Here is a 25,982-nt window from a genome sequence, read left to right on the forward strand (position 1 = left end):
TGAAAGGAGAAGTAATAATGGAACTAGTTAAGTTTATTAATGAAAAATTAATAAAAGTAAATTTACCATGCAAAGACAGAAATGAATTGTTCAAGATGATGCATGATGAAGCCTTTAAATATGGATATGTAGAATCAAGTTTTTTAGATGGCTTAATATCAAGGGAAAGCATTTTTCCAACAGGAATAAAACTAAATAATTATAGTGTTGCAATACCTCATACTGATGCAGTTCATGTCAAAAAGGAATTTATTGCAATAGTTGTACCAGAAAATCCAATACAATTTAAACTAATGGAAGATGAGAAACAGGAGGAAAAAGTAAATTTAGTATTTATGTTAGGACTGAACAAACCTCATAGTCAATTAGAAGTGTTAAGAGAGCTAATGGATCTTATACAAAGAGAGGATCTAGTAAAACAAATTATAAGAGCAACTAGTCAAGAAGACATTGAAAATATTTTGAATAAATTACAAAGTGTATAAAGGGAGGAATTAATTATGAAAAAACGTATTTTAGTGGCATGTGGGGCTGGAATAGCAACATCAACAGTGGTTTGTGACAGAGTGGAAAGATTAGTAAAGGAAAATAATATTGATGCAACTGTAACTCAATGCAAAATAGCAGAAGTTGGGTCATTAGAAGATCATGCGGATTTAATAATTTCAACAACTATTTTGCCAAGAGAATTTAAAATTCCAGCTATAAAGGCTACAGCTTATATTAGTGGAATAGGTACTGATAAGTTAGATGAAAAAATATTGAGCTATTTAAGATAACAAAGCTATAAATTACCTTTTTAATGATGTTAAGAAGGTAATTTAAATAAATAAAATAAAGGGAGGAAAAATGTCATGAATAATTTAATGGGAGTTATACAATATGTCCTAGGTCTTGGACCAACTGTAATTTTACCAATTGCTATTCTGATAATAGGATTAGTTTTTGGTATAGGATTGAAGAAAGCATTAAAAGCTGGTTTTACAATTGGAATTGGGTTTGTTGGCATAAATTTAGTAATTAATTTACTTACTGGAAGTCTAGGGCCAGCAGCACAACAAATGGTTGAAAGATTTGGATTAAAATTAACAGTACTAGATACGGGATGGCCGTCTGCAGCTGCAGGGGCTTGGGCTTCTCCAGTAGCAGCAATTTTAATACCTATAATCATGGGCGTTAATATATTAATGATATTAACTAAAACAACAAAGACTTTGAATATAGACATTTGGAATTATTGGCACTTTATAGCAGCTGGAGCAACAGGGTATATATTAACTAACAATTGGTTTTTCGCAATCTTCTGTGCAGTTCTCTTAGAAGTAGTAACTTTATTTATAGCAGATAAAACTGCCCCAATGATAGGAAATTTTTATGACTTAGAAGGTGTATCACTACCTACAGCCTCAACAGCATCTTTCGCACCTTTAGGATTTTTAGTGGGTTACTTAGTTGAAAAAATTCCGGGATTAAACAAAATAAAAGCTGATCCTGACACTATTCAAAAGAAATTTGGTATATTTGGTGAACCTATGATGATGGGAATAGTTATAGGTTGGGTACTAGGAATTTTAGCAGGATATGACATTGGTAAGACATTTAATATGGGAATAACAATGGGAGCAGTTATGCTTCTAATGCCAAGAATGGTTAAGATAATAATGGAAGGTCTAATACCAGTTTCGGAAGCAGCAAGAGAGTTTTTACAAAAGAAATACGGAGATAGAGAACTTTATATTGGATTAGATGCTGCAGTTGCAGTTGGGCATCCAGCAGTTATATCAACAGCACTAATTTTAGTACCAATTACAATCTTTTTAGCTGTAATATTGCCAGGAAATAAAGTATTACCATTTGCTGATTTAGCAACAATTCCTTTCTGTGTAGCATTTATAGTAGGATCAAGAAAAGGAAATATCGTGCACTCAGTTATAACAGGAACAATAGTAATGGCCATTTCATTATATATGGCTACAGATTTTGCACCAGTATTTACACAAATGTTGGCTTCAGCTCAATTTAAGATGCCAGAAGGTGTGGCATTAGTATCTAACATAGATACAGGTGGTAATTTGCTTAACTGGTTAGTACTAAAATTATCACAATTAGTTCAACCTTTATTTGGATAACAACGAAGTAATAAAAAATTTAATAGAATAAATAATTGTAGATTTATTTAAAGCAGGAGGTTAGCAATAATGAAAGCATTAACAAAAACAAATCCAGGATATGATCAAATGGAACTATTAGATATGCAGGAGCCAAAAGCTACTAAAAACTTTGTGAAAATAAAAGTAGAGTATAGTGGAATATGTGGATCAGATTTACATTCATTTAAAGGTGAATATGGAAATATAAAGACACCTGTAGTTTTGGGACATGAGTTTTCGGGAACAGTAGTTGAAGTAGGGGAAGAAGTTAAGGAAATTAAAATAGGAGATAGAGTAACAAGTGAGACTACATTTGAAACTTGTGGAACATGTGATTACTGTAAGAGTAAAGATTATAATTTATGTCCTTCAAGAAAGGGTATTGGAACTCAAGTAAATGGTAGTTTTGCAGAATATGTGCTATCACGAGAAGAAAGTGTACATGTATTACCTGATAATGTTAGTTTTTTGGCAGCCTCATTAACTGAACCACTTGCATGTTGTGTACATGCTGCTTTAGAGAAAACGACTATAGATAAAGATGATGTAGTTTTAATATTAGGACCAGGACCAATAGGATTACTTCTAGCTCAAGTAGTTAAGTCACAAGGTGCTAAAGTAATTTTAAGTGGAGTTACAAAGGACAAAGAAAGATTAGAGTTTGGTAAAAAATTAGGTGTTGATGTGATTGTTGATTCATTACAAGAAGATTTAGAAAAAATAGTAATGGAAAAGACTAATGGATATGGTGTTAATAGAGCGTTTGATTGCTCTGGAGCAGTTCCAGCTGTAAATCAGGGATTAAGACTTATAAAGAAAAAAGGTGAATTTGTTCAAGTAGGATTATTTGCAAATATTAAAAATCCATTAGACCAAGAAGCTATTATTCAAAGAGAGATTAAATACGTTGGATCTAGATCACAAAAACCAAGTTCTTGGATAAAATCACTAGAGTTAATGGAAGCAAAAAAAGTTGACCCAGAAGCATTAATAACAAAAATTGTAGATCTTAAGGATTGGAGATCTGGAATAGAGGCAGCTATGGAAGGTACAGAATTAAAAGTAGTAATAAGATCTTAATTACTTAGAAGGAAGTGTTATTTGTGAACGAAAATTTAAAAAAGATAGCGAACAATATAAGAATAAGCATTATTAAAAGTGTATCAGCAGCAAAATCGGGGCATCCAGGCGGTTCCTTATCAATTACAGATATTCTTACTGTATTATATTTTGAAAAGATGAATATAGATCCTCAAAATCCTAAGAATCCAAATAGAGATAGATTTGTATTATCAAAGGGACATTCAGCACCAGCGCTATATGCTACTTTAGCAGAAAGAGGATATTTTTCTAAGGAAGAACTTTTAGGATTAAGAAAGTACGAATCTAAATTACAAGGACATCCAGACATGAAAAAAATAATAGGTGTTGATATGTCTACAGGTTCACTAGGACAAGGGCTTTCAGCAGCAAATGGAATGGCTTTAGCAGGAAAGTTAGATAAAAGTTCTTACAGAGTTTATGCAATACTTGGAGATGGGGAAGTACAAGAAGGACAAATATGGGAAGCGGCAATGAGTTCAGCTCACTATAAGCTTGATAATTTAACTGCTTTTCTTGATCTTAATGGATTGCAGATAGATGGTTCTAATGATGAAGTAATGAGTATAGGTCTTGTTGACGAAAAGTTCAAATCATTTGGGTGGAATGTTTTAACTATAAATGGGCATTGTTTTGAAGAAATAGTTAAGGCAATAGATGAAGCAGCAGCTACAAAAGGTAAGCCAACAATGATAGTTTGTAATACGGTAAAAGGAAAAGGCGTTTCATTTATGGAAAATAACGTTGCATGGCACGGATCAGCGCCAAACGAAGAACAAACTATGAAAGCGTTAGCTGAATTAGAAGGAGGCATAAGATAATGGGAATGGCAACAAGAGAAGCTTATGGAAAGGCTCTAAAGAAATTATCAGAAGACAGAAATGTTGTAGTATTAGAAGCTGATTTAGGAAAGGCAACTAAAAGTATAGAATTTAAAAAACATGCACCAGAAAGATATTTCGATATGGGAATAGCTGAAGGGGATATGATTGGAACTGCAGCAGGCCTTGCTACATGTGGAAAAATACCATTTGCAAGTACATTTGCTATGTTTGCAGCAGGAAGGGCATTTGAGCAAATAAGAAACTCAGTGGCATATCCAAATTTAAATGTTAAGATAGTAGCAACTCATGCAGGAATAACAGTTGGTGAAGATGGAGGAAGTCATCAAGCTATTGAAGATATTTCTTTAATGAGAAGTATACCTAATATGGTTGTATTGAATCCAGCAGATGCTATTGAGGCAGAAAAAGCAATATTTGCTGCGAAGGAATACTATGGACCAGTATATATAAGATTAGGAAGATCAGCAACTCCAGATATACACAGTGAAGACTATGAGTTCAAAATTGGAAAAGGAGAAGTCTTATTAAACGGTGAAGATATAGCTGTAGTTGCAACAGGATTGATGGTAGCAAAGGCATTAGAAGCAGCTAAAAAGTTGAGTGAGCAAGGAATAAACGCAACAGTTGTAAATATATCAACTATAAAACCTTTTGATAATGAATTAATTGTTGATATTGCAAAAAGAATAGGAAAGATTGTAACTGTAGAAGAACATAGCATAATAGGTGGATTGGGTTCAACAGTCGCAGAGTTATTGATTGAAGAACATCCAGTAAAGATTAAAAGAATTGGAATAAATGACGAATTTGGAAGATCAGGAAATGCTGAAGTTTTATTAGAAAAATATAATTTAACAGCAGCACATATAGTTGAAACAGTTAAGTCATTATTATAAGTCAAAATAAAGTAATAAATGAAGTAAGAATGGGGGATTGTAGATGGAAACAATAATTTCACCATCACTATTATCAGCAAATGTATGTAATTATTCAGATGATTTTAAAGTATTCAACGAAAAAAATATTCAAGTCATCCATATTGACATTATGGATGGGCATTATGTTCCTAATATATCCATAGGATTAGATCAAGTGGCTTCTTTAAGAAAGTTAACCGATGCTGAGTTTGATGTTCATTTAATGGTCACAAATCCAGATGAATTTGTTGAAGCTTTAGTGGAAGCAGGCGCGAATAGTATTACTATACATTCAGAAGTTGCAACTCACTTGTATAAAAGTATACATTATCTAAAAAGTTTTGGGATAAAAGCGGGAGTAGCTTTAAATCCAGCAACACCAATAAGTTGTTTAGAACACGTTTATTCTCTTCTAGATAGAGTTTTAGTAATGTCTGTAGAACCAGGATTTGGGGGACAAACGTTCATTCCGTTTAGTTTGGAGAAGATAAGGAAACTTAATGATATTAAAAGCGAGAACAATTATGGATTTACTATTCAGGTAGATGGAGGAATAAATTTAGATAATATAGAAGATGTGATTAAGTCAGGAGCTAGAGATATTGTTATAGGTTCATCATTATTTAGAGAAAACTTATCAGACAATATTGATTCATTTAATCAAAAAATAATAGGCATCAACAATACCCCTTAACTCATTAAGAATAATTAAAATATCAGGAGAATATTGCGAGTATTCTCCTGTTAATTTAACATCAATTATACTACTAGTCAGCATAAGTTTCAATTAATAAATATAGAAAGAAGATGAAGCGAATGAAAATTGCATTAGGTTGCGATCATGGTGGCATTAATTTAAAAGGAGCTATAAAAAAGCATCTTATATCTAAAAATATAGAGGTTGAGGATTTTGGAACTAATAGCAGTGAAAGTGTAAATTATCCTGAATATGCAATTAAGGTTTCTAAAGCAGTGATATCTAAAGAATGCGATTTGGGAATATTATGTTGTGGGACAGGAATTGGAATGTCAATTGCAGCTAATAAACATAAAGGAATAAGAGCCGCTGTCGTTGGAGATTGCTTCTCAGCTAAAATGACAAGAGAGCATAATAATACAAATGTTTTATGTTTAGGTGAAAGAGTAACAGGAGAAGGATTAGCACTTACAATTGTAGACACTTGGATAAATTCAAAGTTTCAAGGTGGACGTCATTCAGAAAGGCTTGCTTTAGTGGAAGAAATTGAAAATAAGTAAGTAACATTCAATAGTGAAAAAGTATTTATTAGTGTTTATTAAATATATTAAATTTATTGCAGTAGGTGTCTTATCATGAATTTTTGTTTTAGAGGGGAGTTATTATTATGCTACAAGAACTTAAAAAACTGCAAAGTGGAACTGACATAAGGGGAATAGCTATAGAATATGAAGGAGCTAAAAATCTTACACCTAATTTAGTGAATAATGTGGGATTTGGTTTTGTAGAGTGGCTTAAAAAAACTAAAGGACTCAGTAATAAAAATATAAAAATAGCAGTTGGCATGGATTCAAGGTTATCTGGACCAGAATTGAAAAAATCATTAATAGAAGCTTTAGTTGATTCTGGTTGCAATGTTTATGATTGTGGAATATGTACGACTCCTGCAATGTTTATGACAACTATATTAGAGAATTATTCATGCGATGGAGCTGTAATGATAACAGCAAGTCATCTTCCGTATTACTATAATGGATTGAAGTTTTTTACTAAAGAAGGTGGATGCGAAAAAGAAGATATTGAAAACATAATTGAATGTTCTAACTTAGTAGAAAAGAAATGTACTACTAAAGGGCTAGTTGAAACAATCTATTTCATAGATGTTTATTCAAATATATTAGTTGATAAGATACGAAAGAATGTAAATTCAAAAACAAATTATGAGAGACCTTTAGAGGGAACCAAAATAATTGTAGATGCAGGAAACGGAGCAGGTGGTTTTTTTGCATATAAAGTTCTAGAGAAATTAGGTGCGAGTGTTGAGGGAAGTCAATTTACAGAACCGGATGGAAATTTTCCTAACCATATTCCTAATCCAGAAAATGAAGAAGCTATGAATTCTATAAAAGAAGCAGTACTTAATAATAAAGCTGATTTAGGAATAATTTTTGATACAGATGTAGACAGAGCGGCTATAGTTAGTAGTGATGGAAAAGAAATAAATAAAAATGCACTTATAGCATTGATATCTTCAATAGTGCTAGAGGAAAATCCAAATTCAATTATCGTTACAGATTCAGTAACCTCTACTGGACTTTCAGATTTTATAACTAGTTTAGGTGGTATCCATCATAGATTTAAAAGAGGATATAAGAATGTAATAAATGAATCTAAAAGGTTAAATAAAGAAGGAAAGTTAAGCTGCTTAGCAATAGAAACATCAGGACACGCAGCTTTAAAAGAAAATTACTTTTTAGATGATGGGGCATATTTAATAGCCAAAATACTAATTAAGATGGCTAAGTTAAAAGATGAAGGAAAAGAAATATCAAGCCTTATAGAAAATTTGAAATATCCTAAGGAAAGTATGGATATGAGAATAAACATAAAGAGGGAAGATTTTAAATCATATGGAGAAATGATAATAGAAGGCTTGAAGAAATATGTAGATCATGTGAATGTATGGACTATTGAACCTAAAAATTATGAAGGAATAAAGATAAATTGCGATAGAGAAAATGGAGATGGCTGGTTATTGTTAAGATTATCGCTGCATGAGCCTGTGCTGCCATTAAATATAGAATCAGATTCTGAAAACTCCATTAATAAAATATTAGAAAGATTAATGCCATTTTTAAGAAAATATGAAGATTTGAACTTAGATAACTTTAGCAATGTATTTTTTGGAGACAGTTAAAAAAATAGAAGATTATAAATCTAAGATAAATGAGATAAAAGAAATTTAACATATGTTTTAAGTATAAACCGATTTTAAATAATACTATATTGTGTGAAACTATTAAATTGTTAATAATCATAGGACAATGAAAATATAAATTGTCTTATGATTATTTGCAGTATAAAATATATATAGATTAATATAAGTTTTTTGGAATTGGAGAGCGAAATGAATTATGTGTATATTGTAGAATGTTCAGATAGAACACTTTATACAGGATGGACAAATAACTTAAGAAAAAGAATCCAAATGCATTCGGATGGATGTGGAGCAAAGTATACAAGGGGAAGAGGGCCAGTTAAATTAGTATATCATGAAGTGTTTGAAAATAGAAAAGATGCAATGAAAAGAGAATATGAAATAAAAAAGTTAACAAGAAAAGATAAGTTAATATTAATAAGTACGTATAAAGCCGAAAATAGGTATGAATAAATGAGAAGAATCTATGCAACCGTTTTTATAAAGCGGCCTATAATTGAGTAAATGGTAATAAAACATAGAAAAGCCATCAAATTTAATCAAAAACAAAGGATAATATAATTTGTAAAAGTTTTCTTTGATTGATATACTTATATCATTAGGAAGTAGATTTACTTGAGAAAAGGTTAACAAATAGGGTCTGGATAGCTTGATATGCTAAAAAGACTGCATTTTTTTAAAACTTTCGCAATCGTTTGCGAAGTGAAGTGATTAACATACATGCTTAAATAAATTTTTTGGTATGTGTTATATAAATATATGTTTGGTATTCTTGAAAATCATTTAGAATGTTAAACAAAATTTTAATGGAGGGGTATTTAAATGAAAACAAAACAAATATTATCAACAATTTTAGCTTCTACATTATTGGCTGGTACTATGGTTGGATGCGGAAGCTCATCAGGAGCAAGTTCGCAAAGTTCAAGCGATGGTGGAAGTGGAAAAACAATTAAAGTATATCAATTAAAGGTTGAAATTAATGATGCACTTCAAGAACTTGCTAAAAAATATGAAAAGGAAAAAGGCGTAAAAGTCGAAGTTACTTCAGTGGGCGGTGGAGCTGATTATGGCGCATCGTTAAAGGCAGAATTTCAAAAGGGTACGGAACCAGATATATTTATGATTCAAGGAGCTGGGGATTATGAAACTTGGAAACATAAAATTGATGATTTAAGCGATCAAGGCTGGGTTAAAAATGCTGTTAAAGGAACACTAGATACAGTAACTATCGACGGAAAAGTATATGGAATGCCAGCAGCAACAGAAGGGTATGGCTTGTTATATAATAAAGATATTTTGGACAAGGCTGGTATCGATCCCAAATCTCTAGATTCCTTTGATAAATTAAAAGCAGCGTTTGAGACATTAGATAGTAAAAAAGCGGAATTAGGACTTGATAATGTTGTTTCTTATACAACAAAAGAATTCTGGGTTACTGGTAATCACACATTTAATATACCACTTGCAACTCAAGATAATCCAGCTCAATTTACAAAGGACTATCTTGCAGGGAAAGCAGATATAGTTAATAATAAGCAATTTAATGACTGGATGAACTTAGTTGAATTACTTTGTAAATATGGTGGAGGAAAGAATCTAGACACTATAGATTTAGTACTCAAGTTGGTAACTTTGCACTTGGAAAGACTGCATTCTTGCATCAAGGTAACTGGGTTGCTGGGGATTTACAAAAGCTGGAAGATTCGAATAATAAGTTCCATATGGGATTTGCACCACTTGCAATTAATAATGATCCAAAAATGAGTGGGTCTATTCCAGTAGGCGTTCCAATGTATTGGGTAGTAAATAAAGATTCTAAAATTAATAAAGAAGCTAAAGAATTCTTGGACTGGATGGTTACAAGTCAAACAGGTCAAGAGGCATTAGTTAAGGATATGAATATGATTCCAGCATTTACAAACTTTACAGTTGAAAGTGATAATGAATTAAATAAATCAATTTCTGAATATAACAAAGAAGGAAAGACTCTTCCTTGGGCATTCACTAATCTACCAGATGGATTTAACAAGAATAGCTTAGCGCCTTTATTCTCTAAATTTATTAATACAGATATGGGGCCACAAGCAAAGAAAGATATGTTACAAGGAATTCAAGATGCTACAAAAGCTAAATAATATTAGATAAGATTTATTCATGAGGGGATTAATACCTCCTCATGAATTTTGTATAAGTATTTTAAATTATAAGATAGAGCTAACTATTATTAAGAAAGGAGTAAGTGTATGAGTAAGAAATCACGAGATATTAAAGATTTTTGGATTTTTGTCGGACCAGCTTTATTTGCTATGACAATGGTTGTAATAATTCCGTTTATAATAGGTATATATTATACATTTACAAATTGGAATGGTGCTAATCCTCATTATGATTTTGTTGGAATAAAAAATTATACAGGAATCTTTAAAGATGTACAATTTATATATTCTCTAAAGATAACAGTGTTATATACAATTGCGAGCGTAATAACTATAAATATAATAGGGTTTGGACTAGCGTATATAGTAACTAGAAAATTAAAAACTAGTAGTTTCTTAAGAACCGGATTCTTTATGCCAAACTTAATAGGAGGATTAATTTTAGGTTTTATATGGCAATTTATGTTTAATTCAGTATTTACAGGAGTTGGTAAAGCATTGGGAAGTGCAACACTTTCGACATCACTTTTACAAGCATCAACTACGGCAATGCTAGCAATGCTAATCGTTTCGACATGGCAATATGCTGGATATATAATGGTTATTTATGTGGCAGCCCTTGAAAATGTTCCGACTGACTTAATAGAAGCAGCACATATTGATGGAGCTAATGGGTGGCATACATTTAAAAATATAACAATACCTATGGTTAGACAAGCGGTCACAATTTGTTTATTCTTAACTTTAGCAAATTCATTCAAGTTATTTGATTTAAATTTTTCACTTACACCAATGAAAACCACTGAAATGTTAGCATTAAATATTTACAATGAAGCGTTTATTGTGAACAATATGGGAATAGGACAAGCAAAAGCTATTATATTCTTTGTACTAGTAACTACTATTTCTTTAACTCAAGTTTACTTTAATAAGAAAAAGGAGGTAGAGGTATAATGGAGCCAAGTAAAGTTGTTAATAACATAGAAAAAGTTAAAGTAAATAAAAAGCTAAAGACACTAGATAGTTATACTGGCAGATTAAAACTATTAGAAGTATTTTCATGGTTATTATTGATAGCATATATGACACCATTTTACTTGATGCTTATAAATTCATTTAAGACAAGAAGAGAGATTTTTTCAAACACAACTGGTCTTCCTGATACATGGAATTTTCAGAATTATTTAGATGCTATGAAAAAAATGAGTGTAATAAGTTCATTTGCAAATTCTATGATAATAACTATAGGAAGTGTGGTACTAATAATTCTTTTTTCATCAATGGCTTCATGGATGCTAGTAAGGGATCAGTCAAGAAAGAGTAAGATAATATTTTATATATTCACTTCGGGAATGATTGTTCCATTTCAAGCAGTAATGATACCGCTTGTAAAATGGATGGCAAAAATCCAGTTCGGACCATTTCAAATGCTAGGAACACACTATGGGCTTATTTTTATGTACATAGGGTTTGGGGTTAGCATGAGCATATTCTTATATCATGGTTTCATTAAAGGAGTACCAAAAGAAGTCGAAGAAGCGGCAACTATAGATGGATGCAGCAAATGGCAGACATATATGAAAATTCTATTGCCATTATTAAAGCCAATTACCGTTACAGTTGCAGTTTTAAATAGCATATGGATATGGAATGATTTTTTATTACCATTTTTAACTATAAACGGAAAGATAAATACTATACCATTAGCCATGAACAATTTCTTCGGAGCGTTTTCAAAACAATGGGAATTAGCAATGGCAGCATTAATTTTAGCAATAATTCCAATAATCATATTCTATTTCTTTGTTCAAAAACATATCATTGCAGGTATTGTTCAAGGATCTATAAAATAGTCATTAAGAGAGCGTATATTAGCTATTGTTACTATATTCTTGTTAATGTAGTTTAATATGTGTCTTTGCGCAAGCGGTTGCTTGAGCATGAAGAGAGTAGAGATTAGTTATAGAAATAAATTTAAAACAAACGTTGGAAATTAGGAGGAATATATGAATAGAAGTAGTGGTATAATAATGCACATTGCTTCTCTGCCAGGAAAGTATGGGATAGGGACATTTGGTAAAGAAGCATATAAATTTGGAGATTTTCTAAAAAAGGCGGGTCAGAAGTATTGGCAGATACTTCCGCTAGGGCCTACAAGTTTTGGAGATTCACCATATCAATCTTTCTCGGCATTTGCTGGGAATCCATATTTTATAGAGTTTGATATTTTAAGACAGGATGGATTTTTAGATGAGAGCGATTATTATTCAGTGAACTTTGGGGAAAGTTCAGAGGATATAGATTATGGCTTGATTTTTAAAGAAAAATTAAGGGTATTAAAAATAGCATACGAAAAATTTAAATTAAGACAAGATAAGGATTTAATTAAATTTCAAGAAGCTGAGGCCTATTGGCTTGATGATTATGCATTGTATATGTCAATAAAAAAACATTTTGATTTGAAGAGCTGGTATGAATGGGATGAAGACATTAGGTTAAGAGAAACAGAGGCAATAAATAGGTATAAAATCTTATTAGAAGATGAAATAGGATTTTGGAAGTTTTTGCAATATGAGTTCTATAAACAATGGAATAATTTAAAAGCCTATATTAATAATTTGGGAATTGAAATAATAGGAGATATGCCTATATATGTGGCAGAGGACAGTGCTGATGTATGGGGGAATCCTGAAGCATTCTTACTTAATAAAAATACACTAAAACCATTAAAAGTTGCTGGATGTCCACCGGATATATTTGCTGCCACAGGACAATTATGGGGAAATCCAATCTATGATTGGTGCTATATGGGGAAAACGGACTATAAATGGTGGGTTGATCGCATAAGACAAAGTTTGAACTTATATGATGTACTTAGAATAGATCATTTTAAAGGATTTGAATCATATTGGTCTATTCCTTATGGAGATCTAACAGCAGAAAATGGTGAATGGGTTAAAGGCCCTGGAATAAAAGTTTTCAATGTAATTAAAGATGAGCTTGGTGAAGTTAATATAATTGCAGAAGATCTAGGTACACTTACTGAAGAAACAATAAAGCTCAGAAATGATACAGGGTTTCCTGGAATGAAGATATTGACATTTGGATTTGATTCAGATAGCTCAAATCCTTTTTTACCTCATAACTATGAAAAGAACTTTATAGTTTATACTGGTACACATGATAATGATACTGTAAGAGGATGGATTGAAAAAACAGCACCTAAAGAAGAAGTTCAAAGAGCAATAACGTATTTAGGTCTAAATAAAGAAGAGGGGTATAACTGGGGATTTATTAGGGGTGCTTGGAGCAGTATCGCGAATATTTCCATGGCACAAATGCAAGATTTCTTGAATTTGGGAAATGAAGCCAGAATTAATTTGCCTTCAACATTGGGGAATAATTGGCGTTGGAGAGTAAGGAAAGATGCATTGACAGATCAATTAGCAGAAAAAATTCATCAGATCACTAGAACTTATGGAAGGTGTGATAATTAGGAGGTACTATAGCAAAAGTAAAGGATAGTGATAATTTATATGAAAGATAATCTCTACAATAATATATACTCATTAATTATGGTGGAGATTAACTACATATTTATTTGTTAATTAGATAGCGTGCCTCAATTTATGATTCCTAGTAATAGCAAGAAAGATTATTTGATTGCTGTTTAATAAAACCATATATATGGCAATTGTAACATTATTTTAAGTATGTTAATATTAAAATTATTAAAGGAAAATAGTTATAAAGCGTGACATATATAAGTTTTTACTGTCATTAAGCGATTATTCCTAAAAAGATAGTATATTAGAATGTGATTAAGATGTTTTTATGTTAGTAAACTTTATAAGTAATTTATTATTGAGAATAGGAGTAAGTTATGAAAGTTACAATAAAGGAAGTAGCAAGAGAAGCGAATGTATCTCCATCAACTGTATCGAGAGTTATATCAGATAGTTCACAGATAAGTGAAGAAACTAAGGAAAGAGTTAGAGATGCGATAAAGAGATTGAAATACAAGCCAAATGCGATAGCTAGGAGTCTGGCAAATAAGAAAAGCAGAATATTAGGTGTGGTTTTACCTAATGAAGCTCAAGACTTGATAACTAATACGTTTTTTATTCAAGCTATGAAGGGAATGAGCAAATACGCTCAAAACAAAAAGTATTATATTACATATGCATTTAGTGAGGATGAAAAAGCTGAATTGGAATATATAAATAATTTCATAACAAGTAACTTAGTTGATGGAATATGCTTATTACGTGCAAGAACTGATGATAGAAGTATTAAATATCTTAAGGAAACACAATTCCCATTTGTAGTAATAGGAAGACCGGAAGAATCGGAAAATTTGCTATGGGTTGATAATGACAATTTTCAGGCTACTTACAATTTAGTAAATGAACTTGTAAAGAAAGGGCATAAATCTATTGCTTTTCTAGGCGCAAAGAAGGAATGGAATGTTACAAAAGATAGATTTAAAGGATTCAAAGTTGCATGCGAAATTAACGGAATTTCAATACAGGATAAAAATTTTGCGATTATGGATGATTTTAATGAACAGGAAGGAATAGATGGAACAATTAAATTGTTAGAAAATATTACTCCTACAGCCATAATAGCAGAGGATGATGTACTAGCATTTGGTACGCTTAAGGTACTCAATGACAGAAAAATTAAAAATATAGATGTAGTGGGATTTAATAATAGTCCATTAGCGGAGCTTCAAATACCATCATTATCATCAGTTGACATTAAATCTGAAGAACTAGGGTATTATGCTACAAAAATTTTAATAGATTTTCTAGAAAATAATGATACGGCGATAAATCACTATATTATAGATACTAAGCTAGTAAAAAGAGAATCGTTTAAGTAACAAAATGTGGTATTTAAATTTAGTATGTGTTCATATGGTTGCAGGTAATTGATGAGAGTTAGAACTTTATCAACACTTATTGGGTTTCATTAAATATTAGAAATACATTTTAAATAAAAGAATTCTTTTATGAACAAATATTGTTTGGATTTAGATGGAGTATTACATATAAAATATAGAATCAAAATGTATAATATGTTAGCATTTGTATAAAGATAACTCAAAACTAAAAGGTTAGGTGTCTATATATGAATGATAAAAACTCTAGGATCAGCCATGGAGAAACATACATAAGAGATAAGAAGAAAAAAAGTAATTATTTTAAATATATAACTTTTATATTGGTAACTATATTAGTATTAACTAGTTCTTTAATCTATTTAAGGTATAGAGAAGGATTAAGCAATAAAGAAAATACAGCTAACGATAAAGTAAATGGAGAAACTGATAAGTCAACTGATGATGATTATAAAACTAATCAACTCAAAGAACCAATAAAGAAAACGATTGTTATTTCTTTTGCAGGGGACTTCACTTTAGGGACTGACACTAAATTCCCTTATGATGGTAGCCTACCAGCAGCGTTTATAGGCAGTGGAAAGAATTATTCTTATTTTATGCAAAATGTATCGAGCGTATTTAGTAAAGATGACTATACATTAGTGAATTTAGAAACTACATTTACAGATTCCAAAGATAAAGCACATAAAGATGGAGAAGTATTTTATAATTTTAAAGGACCTAAGGAATACGTTAACATTCTTACTAGCGGATCAATAGAAGGTGTTACGATAGCAAATAATCATATTTATGATTATGGAAAGCAAGGTATAAATGATACGATTAATACTTTAAAAGAAAAGAATATTGATATATGTGGTGAAGGATATAAAATATTAAAGGATATTCAAGGAATAAAATTTGGATTTTTAGGATATACAGGTTGGGAATATTCTAATAATTTAAAATCTAAAATAATAACCGATATTAGTGAGTTAAGAAAGCAGGGAGCAGAAGTTGTCATTCCATATTTTCATTGGGGAGTAGAGAAAAAATATGAACCAGATAATGTCCAAAAAAGTTTAGCTAGATTTTCTATAGATAATGGAGCTGATGCGGTTATTGGTTCTCATCCACATGTAATTGAAAGTATGGAAGATTATAAGGGGAAATTTATAGCATACTCTATGGGAAACTTTTGTTTCGGAGGAAATTCCAATCCATCAGATAAAAGAACTTTCATACTTCAAATTAAAGTTAATATTGAAGATGATAAATTATCTAGTCTTGAGTATAAAGTAATTCCAGCAATGATTTCTTCAAGAAATGATAAAAATGATTATATTCCAACTTTAGCAGGTGGCGAGAATAAGACTAGCATATTAAGGAAATTAAATGAATTATCACCGACGCTAAATGGGAATATTAAAGATGAGTTTTTTAAAATTAAATAGAGTTTTTATTGTTAATAAATATAAAAGGCTGCTTTGAAATAATTACTTCGAAGCAGCCTTTATGTTAAGTGGAATTATTCATAATATGTCTTTATCCATATTATTGTTACAGAATTGAAAGGTAAATGTAAGGTTTATCAATATAAGAATAATTAAACTTAGGTTATTATATAAGTGATATGACAGGAACTGATTTATATTAAGCTTTTATTTAAGGAAAAATTAATGTTTTATTAAGGGTTATGTTAAAGCATTAGTGATATACTGATGAATATTAGATTGGTAAAGTTACATAAATTCAATATAGTGGAAGTTTGTAAGGGTAGTGTAAGAATTAATGATGCTTAAAGAGTAACATATATATGACAATGTTAGTTAATTACTATTACATGGATAAAAAGGCTGTTAAGAATAGGGGGAAGTTTTAAAAATGCCGAAATTAGATGTAAAAAAGTTAAAACCTAAGGGCATAAGTCTTAAGGGGATGAAACTAAAAAAGAAGCCAAGCAAAAAAGTAATATTAATATGTACAATATTTATATTAATTGGAGCTATCATAATAGGAAAGTTTATTATGCCTAAGTCAGCTCCGCAAGTAAAGAGTACAGTTCTTTCTAAGGGGAAGATTGTAAATAGTGTTAATGTTTTGGGAGAAATAAAAAGTAAAGAATCAACTAACATATACAGTACCTTGAACAATCCAGTCCAAGAGGTAAAAGTAAAAGAGGGAGATAAGGTTAAAGTTGGAGATGTTCTAGCGGTACTAGATTCAAATGGGTTAGAAAAAGATATTGAACAGGCTACAGCTACAGCAGATGCAACTGAAGCTAATGCTAAGACACAGCTTGATTCAGCTCAAAAAGAATATAATGATGAATTGAATTTATATAATAACAATTCAAATGCAGATATTAAAAATGCAGAAGAAACACTAAGTTTAGCACAAATTACTCTTGATGATAAATCAAAAATATATGATAAGAATAAAGCCTTATTTAACGCTCAAGCAATTTCTGAGAGCGACTTAAATAAGATAAAGATAGATTATGACACTGCTAAATCAGATTATGAGAAGGCAAAAACAGCTCTTGAAAATGCTAAGGTTAAAGTTGACCAAGCTCTTAATAAGGCTAAAAGTGACTATGAAACAGCACAAACAAACTATAATAATAAAAGTCAGAGAATTGCGATTGAGAAGCAAAAACAGCAGTTAGATGATTGCACTATTAAGGCTACAAGTGATGGGATAGTTACAAATGTAAATGCTGTTGTTGGAAATTCAGGAAATGGAGTTTTATTTCAGATCGAAAATTTAGATAATATAGAAATAACTGTGCCAATTAAGGAAGTCGATATAGCTAATGTTAAAGTAGGACAGAGAGCAGAAATAAAAACAGATGCAACAGGGGATGAAACCTTTGCAGGAGAAGTAGAAAGTGTTAGTCCAGCGGCTAAAAAAGGAGGGGGATCTGCACCTCAAGCACAATCAGAGAATTCACAAAGTCAGTCTCAAGGAGCAAACTCAGATGCAGGTTTTGAGGCAAAAATTAAAGTAGATGATACAAATGAGAATATGAAGGTAGGAATGAGTGCAAGAATAAATATTATTACAAATGAAAAATCTGATATTTATACAGTTGCATCTAATAGCATAGTTGAAAGTGGAGATACGAAGAGCATATATGTTGCAGAAAAAAGCAGTGAAAAACCAAATGAATATATAATTAAAGAGTTACCAGTAGATACAGGACTTGAATCTGATTTCAGTGTAGAAATTTCAGGTGAAGGAATATCAGATGGAATTATCATAATTGATGACCCTTCAACTCATAAAGTTGGAGAAAAAATTCGAATAAGTGGAAGGTGAGTTTTTTGAATGATAATATAATAGAAATGAGAAACATCGTAAAAAGCTTTTATATTGGAACTCCCAATCAATTAGATATTCTCAAGAATATAGATATAACAATAAAAGAGGGCGAATTTGTATCAATAGTTGGTGCGTCAGGGTCAGGAAAAAGCACTTTAATGAATATTATAGGAGCACTTGATAGACCAACATCTGGAACATATATTTTAAGTGGAACAAATGTTGGTGAAAAAACAGATAATGGATTATCAGAAGTTAGAAATAAGAAGATAGGATTTGTGTTTCAAACTTATAACTTAATACCGAGGAGTTCAGCTTTGAAAAATGTTGAGTTACCAATGCTTTATTATGGAATGGGAAAGCAGGAGAGAAAAGAACGGGCAGAAAAGCTTCTAGAACTTGTTGGAATGAAAGATAGAATGAAGCATCTTCCAAATGAATTATCAGGTGGACAGAAACAGAGAGTGGCAATTGCACGTGCACTTGCAAATGATCCAAGCATAATACTTGCTGATGAACCAACAGGAGCACTTGATTCATCAACTGGTAGGCTAGTTATGGATTTATTTCATAAGGTACATGAAATGGAGAAGAAGACAATTGTCTTTATAACTCATAATTATGAACTTGCAGGAGAAACAGAGAGAATCATAACATTGAAGGATGGGAAAATAGTATCAGAAGAACATAACGACAAATATACTAGAAGGTTTCAAAATGGTGAAAAGTTATGTTTATAAAAGAGAATATAGCACTTGCGATAGCAGGTATAAAATCAAGCAAAATGCGTTCATTATTAACTATGCTAGGAATTATAATAGGAATATCATCTGTTATAGGGATTGTTTCTATTGGAAGTGCAATTACATCTACAGTATCATCTCAAATGGATAAAATGGGTGCAAATAATATAGACATTGGTATAGCGATAAAAAAAGAAGACGGAACTGCTAGTGGGAATGGGACTAGTAAACAGCCAGAAGATAGTGATCTTATAACAATGGAACAGATAAATTCATTTAATGAAGTATTTAAAGATAAAATTAATAGTATAAGTGTACAGGAACAATTAGGACAAGGAAAAGTAAAAGATGGATATTCTTATGCAAATGTAAGCACCACAGGAGTAAATGAAGGATACAAACAGGTTAAAAACTTGAAACTAATTAGTGGAAGATTTATCACTGATAGGGATGTTAAAGCAAATTCTAAAGTCGCTATAGTTTCTGATAAGCTTGTTAATAATATCTTTAAAGGAAAAACTGATCCGTTAGGTAAAGAAATTAAAGTCTATGCAAATGATGATATTCAGACATATGTTATAGCTGGTGTATATCAATATGAAAATTCATCATTATTTGGAATGGGTGAAGGTTCTACATCAGAAAAGGACAGAAGAACTTCTTTATATATCCCTATAACAACTGAAAAAGCACTACAAAAAAATAAAAACTTTGAGTATTTTACTGTAGTCCCTAAAATGGGGATAGACAAAGGGAAATTAGTTAGCGATATGCAAAAGTATGGGAATAAGATGTACAAGAATAATAAGAATTGGACATTAATGGTTCAGAATAATGAAGCTGATGCTGCAGAAATAACATCAGTGCTTGGTATGATATCTATGGGGATATCTGTAATTGCAGCTATAGCATTACTTGTAGGAGGAATAGGAGTAATGAATATAATGCTCGTATCTGTTACAGAGAGAACAAGAGAGATAGGAACAAGAAAGGCTCTCGGTGCTAAAAGTAGTCACATAAAGATGCAATTTATAATTGAATCAGTTATAATATGCACCATTGGTGGAACAATTGGTATAATACTTGGAATTGGGATGGGAATAATTGCATGTATAGTATTAAAATCACCAATATCGATATCTATTCCAACAATTTTAATAAGCTTTACTTTTTCAATGGCGATTGGTGTGTTCTTTGGATATTATCCAGCTAAAAAAGCGGCTAGCCTTGATCCGATTGAAGCCTTAAGATATGAGTAAGCAGTATGAAAAAGTAGTAGATAAAAAATAAAACACATATATCCTAAAGAAGTTTAATTCATCGAAGTTCACCTTAAACTAGTGAATAGTAAAAATTATATATTCTATAAAGAATGAATTGTATTATTTAAAATGTATATGCAAAATATGATTAGTGTTATGAAGGTTAAATTTGTGAAGATAGATATTTTATTAAGAATTAAAATATCTATCTGTTTTTTTATTTAGAAGAAGTCTTAAGGTAGGAATGAAACTTTCATAATTTAATTACATAGAAAGTCGATATTTTTACTAATAATTGTTGACAAGTTTCTGTAACTATGTATAATTAGTATTAACAAAAAAATATCTGGATAAGTTAATCTTATTAAGAGCGGTGGAGGGACTGGCCCTTTGAAGCCCGGCAACCTGAAAGATTTTATATAAAAATTTTTTCGTTGGTGCTAAATCCTGCAAGAGAATATCTTGAAAAATGAGAGGAATTAAGTTTTTGTAGAACTTATAATATGACTATAAAGTCACTTCTTGTTTTGGAAGTGGCTTTTTTTATTAATATTATTTCTGATATTAGCAATAAGTAATGCATTAAGCAAAGCAAATTAAAGGAGGCAAAATAATGACTTTAAAAAAATCTTTTGAAACAATCGCAGTCAGTGGAGTATCAGGTGGAGATAAAGAAACTGGTGCTATAAGCTTTCCGATATATCAGGCTGCTACGTTTAAACATCATGGTCTTAATAATAGCACCGGATATGATTATGCAAGGGCTCAAAATCCAACCAGGGAAGAAGCTGAAAAAACATTAGCTGTTTTAGAAGGTGGAAAATCAGCGATAGGGTTTTCTTCAGGAGTTGCAGCAATTACAGCCTGTATACATTTATTTAGGGCTGGAGATCATATAATCTTATCTGATGATTTATATGGTGGGACATATAGATTGTTTGATGATATTTTTAGGGATTTTGGATTAGAAGCTACCTTCGTTGATACTACAGTTACTAAAAATATATTAAATTCTATAAAGGAAAATACAAAGGCAATACTTATAGAAACTCCATCTAACCCTATGATGAAGGTAACAGATATAAAAGCAGTTGCAGAAATAACAAAAACAAATAATTTACTGTTAATTGTGGATAATACTTTTTTAACTCCGTACTATCAAAGACCACTAGAACTAGGAGCAGATTTAGTTGTTCACAGTGGAACAAAGTTTTTAGGTGGGCATCATGATTTACTTGCAGGGTTCATAGTAGCAAATGATGAAGAAATATTAGAAAAATTAAGAAGAATTCACATGTCAACAGGAGCAACTTTATCTCCCTTTGATTCATGGTTAATTTTAAGGGGTATAAAGACTTTACATATAAGGTTGGAAAGGTCACAAGAGAATACACTTAAGATAGCTAAGTTTTTAGAAGGTAATCCTAAAGTAGAAAAGGTGTATTACGTAGGTCTAGAAGGTTTTGAAGGCTATGAATTAAATAAGAAACAATCGACAGGTTTTGGGGCAACATTATCGTTTAGAGTAAAAGAAAAAGAATTAGTTGCCAAGATTTTAGAAAGAGTTAAAGTAATAAGATTTGCAGAGAGCCTAGGGGGAGTAGAGACATTAATAACATATCCATTTACTCAAACACATTCAGAGATACCGGAAGAAATTAAGCAAAGACTTGGAGTAGATGAATATCTGCTTAGATTATCAGTGGGAATAGAGAATATAGAAGATTTGCTAAAGGATTTAGAAAATGCTATAGGAAAATAAAGTTTATAATTAAAATAGAATGGGGCGTTAAATATGAATTTTGGAACTAAATTAATACATGCAAGTGGAGATATAGATCCGGCAACAGGATCAGTAAGCACTCCAATATATCAGACATCAACATTTCACCAATTTGATATAGAAAACTTCGGAAAATACGATTATGCAAGATCAGGTAATCCAACCAGAGATGTGGTAGAGAAATTAATTGCAGAACTTGAAGGTGGCGAGTGCGGATTTGCATTTGCATCAGGAATGGCAGCTATTTGCTCTGTATTATCAATATTCTCTTCAGGAGATCATATTATAATATGTGGAGATGTATATGGGGGGACATATAGAGCTACTACAAAATTATTCTCAAGATTCAATATAGAATTCACTTTTGTAGATGCATCAAATATTGAAGAGATAGAAAAAGCATTCAAAGAAAATACTAAAGGTCTTTATTTAGAGACACCTTCAAATCCACTGCTAAAAGTTATAGATTTAAGAACAGCTAGTAATTTAGCTAAAGAAAATGGAGCAATAACTATAGTGGATAATACATTTATGTCACCATATCTGCAAAGACCTATTGAACTAGGAGTAGATATTGTTGTTCACAGTGCAACTAAATTTCTTGGAGGGCATAGTGATGTTATAGCAGGTCTTGTTGTAACTAAAACAAAGGAATTAGGAGATAGGGTGTATCAAATACAAAATACTTTTGGGGCAGTACTTGGACCACAAGACTCGTGGCTTTTGGTTAGAGGTATCAAAACATTAAAAGTTAGACTAGATGCACTTCAAAAAAGTGCCCAAAAGCTAGCAGAATGGCTTGAATCAAGAGAAGAAGTTGAAAAGGTATATTATCTTGGATTACCTTCTATGGAGGGAAGAGAACTACATTTAGAACAAGCTGATGGAGCAGGCGCTGTATTATCATTTAAATTTAAAACATTTGAGAGAACAAAAGTATTTTTAAATAATGTAAAGAATGTAGCGGTAGCTGTTAGCTTGGGTAGTGTTGAAACTATAGTTTCATATCCAGCTAAGATGAGTCATGCTTCAATTCCAAAAGAAGAAAGAGAAGAGCTTGGAATAACAGACACATTGATAAGAGTATCCGTAGGATTAGAAGATATAGATGATTTAATAGAGTCATTTAGAGAAGCAATGGAAAAATAAAAATTACAGAGATAAGTTATATATAAAAGTTGATGAAAAAGGGTGATTTATATGATGATCCTTTTTTCATGCTTCTGATTAGAGGAATAATTCGATTAAATTTGGTGAAATGAAAGAAATAGAATTAATCGAGATATTATAATTTAAAAAATATCCTTTATGTAAGCAAGTGATTAGGTAAGTGTTATTTTAATTTTTTTAATATATTTATAAGGTTTATTATGGAATCATCTAACGTAATTACTTCATCATCAGAAAGAGAAGAAATTTTTTCAGCGAAAGAGCTACAGATGGCATTACGAAGAGAATTCAGTAAATCATAAGCTTTTGGTGTTAGTTCAACTCTAAGAATCCTTTTATCATTAGGATCTGGATATCTATTAACTAATTCATAATTAATAAGGTTGTCTATAATTGGAGTCATATTAGATTTTGATATACCTATATTATCTGCTATTTGAGAAATAGGAGATGAATTACTGTGAAAAAGATAGAATATAACTCTGGCGTGTGAAGGAGGAATAGAAAAATCGGAGCAGCATTGTTTATTATTTTCATGTAATGATTGAAAAATTTTAGATATATCTTGTACTTTGAATATATTACTTTGAATAATCCATAAAAAGTTAATTAAGGAATCTGCAACTTTAAATAAATTTTCTTTTTCCATATTAAAACAAATCCTTCCTGAGGTGGTATATTAGTAAATTATAAACTATTGATAAATTGAAGACAATAGATAAGGATTATTGTAATATTTAATATACTTAATAGGTTAAAAACACTTACTAAGTATATTTTTTTGTTTTGTAAAGATAATAAAAGTATGCTTTCTTTTCGATCATTTTAGGATATAACCATGTATTTTCAACAGTTTAACATTAACTTTAAATTTGTCATTGAAAACGTAACTCAAATTTGAAGTTGTTTAAATTGAAAAGGTATTCTTCATAGTTTAAGATAGTAAATGAAAGAACTAATAATAAATTATATAAATAAAAATAGATGGAGGTTTTATTATGGAAACTAACAAATCGTCTCTTAAAGGAAGCGTGCAAAGATTAGGTAGTTTTTTAAGCGGTATGGTATTACCTAACATTGGTGCATTTATTGCTTGGGGTTTAATTACAGCTTTATTCATTCCAACAGGATGGATTCCAAATGAATATTTCGGTAAAATGGTAGGCCCTATGTTAAGTTACTTATTACCATTACTTATTGGATATACAGGTGGTAAGATGGTATATGGTCAAAGAGGAGCAGTAGTTGGTGCAATAGCAACAACAGGAGTTGTAATTGGTGCTTCTATCCCAATGTTCTTAGGAGCAATGATCATGGGACCATTCGGTGGATTTGTAATTAAAAAAGTTGACCAATTCCTAGAAGGAAAAGTTCCAACAGGTTTTGAAATGCTTGTTAATAACTTCTCATCTGGAATTTTTGGAGGAATCGTAGCACTTATAGGTTATACTTGTATTGAACCAGTAGTTACAGCTTTTTCAAACACATTAGGAAGTTTAGCTACTATAGTTACAAATATGGGACTTTTACCTCTAATAGATATATTCATTGAACCAGCTAAAGTATTATTCCTAAATAATGCAATTAATCATGGAATATTATCTCCACTTGGAATACAACAAGCACAAGAAGTTGGTAAATCAATATTCTTCTTACTTGAAGCAAATCCAGGTCCAGGTCTTGGTATACTTTTAGCTTACACTTTCTATGGTAAAGGAAATGCAAAACAATCAGCTCCAGGAGCTATAATAATTCACTTTCTTGGAGGAATACATGAAATATATTTCCCTTACATTTTAATGAAACCAGCATTAATATTAGCAGCAATAGCTGGTGGAATATGTGCAGATTTAACTTTTGTATTAACTCATGCTGGACTTGCAGCACCAGCTTCACCAGGTAGTATATTTGCAGTACTTGCGATGACACCAAAAGGTAGTTATGCATCTGTTTTAGCAGGAGTTGCTGTAGGTGCAATTGTATCGTTCTTAGTTGGTTCAATAATTCTTAAGGCATCAAAAGATAATGGAGAACAAGACATTGATGAAGCTCAAGCTAAGATGAAAGATATGAAAGCAGAAAGTAAAGGTGCAAAAGCTTCAGAAACTGCGGCTAATGTATCAAAAGCTGATGTTAAATTAATAGTTTTTGCTTGTGATGCAGGTATGGGATCTTCTGCAATGGGAGAATCTATTCTTAAAAAAGCATTAAAAGATGCTGGAATTACTGATGTTGGAGTTAAGCATTCATCAGTTGATAGCATTCCACAAGAAGCAGATGTTGTATTTACTCAAGAAAACTTAGTTGAAAGAGCAAGAAAATCAGCTAAAACTGCTAATATAATTACAGTTAAAAACTTCTTAGATCGTTCTAAGTATGATGAGTTTATTAACACATTAAAATAATAAGATATTATTAACTAGAGTAGAATTTAGTAATATAACTTACAGGCATTGGTAAACGGACTGATTTACCAATGCCATTTTTAAATTTGATAAATAATAGAGATGAGAGTGGATGATAGTCAAACTTTAAATTTGTCATTAGAAATGTATCACAGTTTTGAACTTGTTTGAATTGAAAGGATGTTTCATATAGAGTAATATATATATTGAAAGAAGCAATAATTTATAGTAATTAAATAGGAGGTTTTATTATATAAAACTTTATTTAGACAAAGTGACTTCCAACTTGAACTTTGGATAAACTGGTAGATCTGATGATAACGTTT

General features: G+C 31.1%; 22 protein-coding genes, 1 pseudogene and 1 riboswitch. Of the genes and pseudogenes, 22 read left to right on the forward strand and 1 reads right to left on the reverse strand.

Annotated elements, in window-relative coordinates:
- Nucleotides 1-17: 17 nt before the first annotated feature.
- The 21 genes and pseudogenes from AXY43_RS15655 (at nucleotide 18) to AXY43_RS15755 (ending at nucleotide 23,230) form a co-directional block, all read left to right on the forward strand.
- Complete coding sequence (locus tag AXY43_RS15655) at nucleotides 18-485, forward strand: PTS sugar transporter subunit IIA (RefSeq protein ID WP_017209665.1); 468 nt, start codon at nucleotides 18-20, stop codon at nucleotides 483-485.
- Nucleotides 486-500: 15 nt separating this feature from the next.
- Nucleotides 501-779 (forward strand): PTS sugar transporter subunit IIB, encoded by a 279-nt coding sequence (locus tag AXY43_RS15660; protein WP_011967573.1) that lies wholly within the window; start codon nucleotides 501-503, stop codon nucleotides 777-779.
- A gap of 75 nt (nucleotides 780-854) precedes the next feature.
- Nucleotides 855-2,129: a PTS galactitol transporter subunit IIC gene (locus tag AXY43_RS15665; protein WP_017209664.1), complete on the forward strand. Its 1,275-nt coding sequence runs from the start codon at nucleotides 855-857 to the stop codon at nucleotides 2,127-2,129.
- Nucleotides 2,130-2,198: 69 nt separating this feature from the next.
- Entirely contained in the window at nucleotides 2,199-3,230 is a 1,032-nt protein-coding gene (locus AXY43_RS15670) for a zinc-binding dehydrogenase (RefSeq protein WP_011967575.1), read from the forward strand.
- Between the two features lie 23 nt (nucleotides 3,231-3,253).
- The gene (locus AXY43_RS15675; RefSeq protein WP_105411755.1) at nucleotides 3,254-4,072 is read left to right on the forward strand and encodes a transketolase; all 819 of its coding nucleotides are present in this window, start codon (nucleotides 3,254-3,256) and stop codon (nucleotides 4,070-4,072) included.
- Entirely contained in the window at nucleotides 4,072-4,992 is a 921-nt protein-coding gene (locus AXY43_RS15680; protein ID WP_077829724.1) for a transketolase family protein, read from the forward strand. The genes AXY43_RS15675 and AXY43_RS15680 overlap by 1 nt, the downstream gene beginning before the upstream one ends.
- 43 nt (nucleotides 4,993-5,035) lie before the next feature.
- On the forward strand, nucleotides 5,036-5,707 hold the full coding sequence (gene rpe / locus AXY43_RS15685) for a ribulose-phosphate 3-epimerase (RefSeq protein ID WP_017209662.1): 672 nt from the start codon (nucleotides 5,036-5,038) through the stop codon (nucleotides 5,705-5,707).
- A 122-nt stretch (nucleotides 5,708-5,829) separates the two neighbouring features.
- On the forward strand, nucleotides 5,830-6,270 hold the full coding sequence (rpiB, locus tag AXY43_RS15690) for a ribose 5-phosphate isomerase B (RefSeq protein ID WP_038457044.1): 441 nt from the start codon (nucleotides 5,830-5,832) through the stop codon (nucleotides 6,268-6,270).
- 107 nt (nucleotides 6,271-6,377) lie between these two features.
- Nucleotides 6,378-7,907 carry a phosphomannomutase/phosphoglucomutase gene (locus AXY43_RS15695; RefSeq protein ID WP_105411756.1) on the forward strand — a complete coding sequence of 510 codons (1,530 nt, stop codon included), beginning with the start codon at nucleotides 6,378-6,380 and terminating at the stop codon, nucleotides 7,905-7,907.
- A gap of 210 nt (nucleotides 7,908-8,117) precedes the next feature.
- Nucleotides 8,118-8,381, forward strand: a complete 264-nt coding sequence (locus AXY43_RS15700; protein WP_017209788.1) for a GIY-YIG nuclease family protein — start codon at nucleotides 8,118-8,120, stop codon at nucleotides 8,379-8,381.
- 369 nt (nucleotides 8,382-8,750) lie between these two features.
- Nucleotides 8,751-10,063 (forward strand): annotated as a pseudogene (locus AXY43_RS28490) (ABC transporter substrate-binding protein).
- A gap of 108 nt (nucleotides 10,064-10,171) precedes the next feature.
- Complete coding sequence (locus AXY43_RS15710) at nucleotides 10,172-11,038, forward strand: carbohydrate ABC transporter permease (RefSeq protein WP_105411757.1); 867 nt, start codon at nucleotides 10,172-10,174, stop codon at nucleotides 11,036-11,038.
- Nucleotides 11,038-11,937: a carbohydrate ABC transporter permease gene (locus AXY43_RS15715; RefSeq protein ID WP_041893544.1), complete on the forward strand. Its 900-nt coding sequence runs from the start codon at nucleotides 11,038-11,040 to the stop codon at nucleotides 11,935-11,937. Before AXY43_RS15710 ends, AXY43_RS15715 begins: the two co-directional genes overlap by 1 nt.
- Before the next feature lie 153 nt (nucleotides 11,938-12,090).
- The gene (gene malQ / locus AXY43_RS15720) at nucleotides 12,091-13,581 is read left to right on the forward strand and encodes a 4-alpha-glucanotransferase (protein WP_105411758.1); all 1,491 of its coding nucleotides are present in this window, start codon (nucleotides 12,091-12,093) and stop codon (nucleotides 13,579-13,581) included.
- A 386-nt stretch (nucleotides 13,582-13,967) separates the two neighbouring features.
- On the forward strand, nucleotides 13,968-14,969 hold the full coding sequence (locus AXY43_RS15725; protein WP_039772674.1) for a LacI family DNA-binding transcriptional regulator: 1,002 nt from the start codon (nucleotides 13,968-13,970) through the stop codon (nucleotides 14,967-14,969).
- Nucleotides 14,970-15,217: 248 nt separating this feature from the next.
- Nucleotides 15,218-16,423: a CapA family protein gene (locus AXY43_RS15730; protein WP_039772672.1), complete on the forward strand. Its 1,206-nt coding sequence runs from the start codon at nucleotides 15,218-15,220 to the stop codon at nucleotides 16,421-16,423.
- A gap of 430 nt (nucleotides 16,424-16,853) precedes the next feature.
- Nucleotides 16,854-18,290, forward strand: a complete 1,437-nt coding sequence (locus AXY43_RS15735; RefSeq protein WP_039772671.1) for an HlyD family secretion protein — start codon at nucleotides 16,854-16,856, stop codon at nucleotides 18,288-18,290.
- A 5-nt stretch (nucleotides 18,291-18,295) separates the two neighbouring features.
- A complete protein-coding gene (locus tag AXY43_RS15740; RefSeq protein ID WP_011967589.1) occupies nucleotides 18,296-19,033 on the forward strand; it encodes an ABC transporter ATP-binding protein in 738 nt (245 codons plus the stop codon).
- A complete protein-coding gene (locus tag AXY43_RS15745; protein ID WP_039772669.1) occupies nucleotides 19,024-20,295 on the forward strand; it encodes an ABC transporter permease in 1,272 nt (423 codons plus the stop codon). The genes AXY43_RS15740 and AXY43_RS15745 overlap by 10 nt, the downstream gene beginning before the upstream one ends.
- Nucleotides 20,296-20,656: 361 nt before the next feature.
- Nucleotides 20,657-20,774: riboswitch (SAM riboswitch) on the forward strand.
- A gap of 137 nt (nucleotides 20,775-20,911) precedes the next feature.
- On the forward strand, nucleotides 20,912-22,060 hold the full coding sequence (locus AXY43_RS15750; RefSeq protein WP_039772667.1) for a trans-sulfuration enzyme family protein: 1,149 nt from the start codon (nucleotides 20,912-20,914) through the stop codon (nucleotides 22,058-22,060).
- A 33-nt stretch (nucleotides 22,061-22,093) separates the two neighbouring features.
- Nucleotides 22,094-23,230 carry a trans-sulfuration enzyme family protein gene (locus AXY43_RS15755; protein ID WP_039772665.1) on the forward strand — a complete coding sequence of 379 codons (1,137 nt, stop codon included), beginning with the start codon at nucleotides 22,094-22,096 and terminating at the stop codon, nucleotides 23,228-23,230.
- Between the two features lie 184 nt (nucleotides 23,231-23,414).
- Here the strand turns inward: AXY43_RS15755 and AXY43_RS15760 are convergent, their stop codons facing one another.
- The gene (locus tag AXY43_RS15760; RefSeq protein ID WP_039772663.1) at nucleotides 23,415-23,900 is read right to left on the reverse strand and encodes a MarR family winged helix-turn-helix transcriptional regulator; all 486 of its coding nucleotides are present in this window, start codon (nucleotides 23,898-23,900) and stop codon (nucleotides 23,415-23,417) included.
- Nucleotides 23,901-24,249: 349 nt separating this feature from the next.
- On the opposite strand from AXY43_RS15760, the gene AXY43_RS15765 reads away from it, so the two are divergent.
- The gene (locus tag AXY43_RS15765; RefSeq protein WP_039772661.1) at nucleotides 24,250-25,656 is read left to right on the forward strand and encodes a PTS mannitol transporter subunit IICB; all 1,407 of its coding nucleotides are present in this window, start codon (nucleotides 24,250-24,252) and stop codon (nucleotides 25,654-25,656) included.
- Nucleotides 25,657-25,982: the final 326 nt, after the last annotated feature.

Source organism: Clostridium sp. MF28 (assembly GCF_002969175.1).
GTDB classification, from domain to species: Bacteria; Bacillota; Clostridia; order Clostridiales; family Clostridiaceae; genus Clostridium; species Clostridium beijerinckii.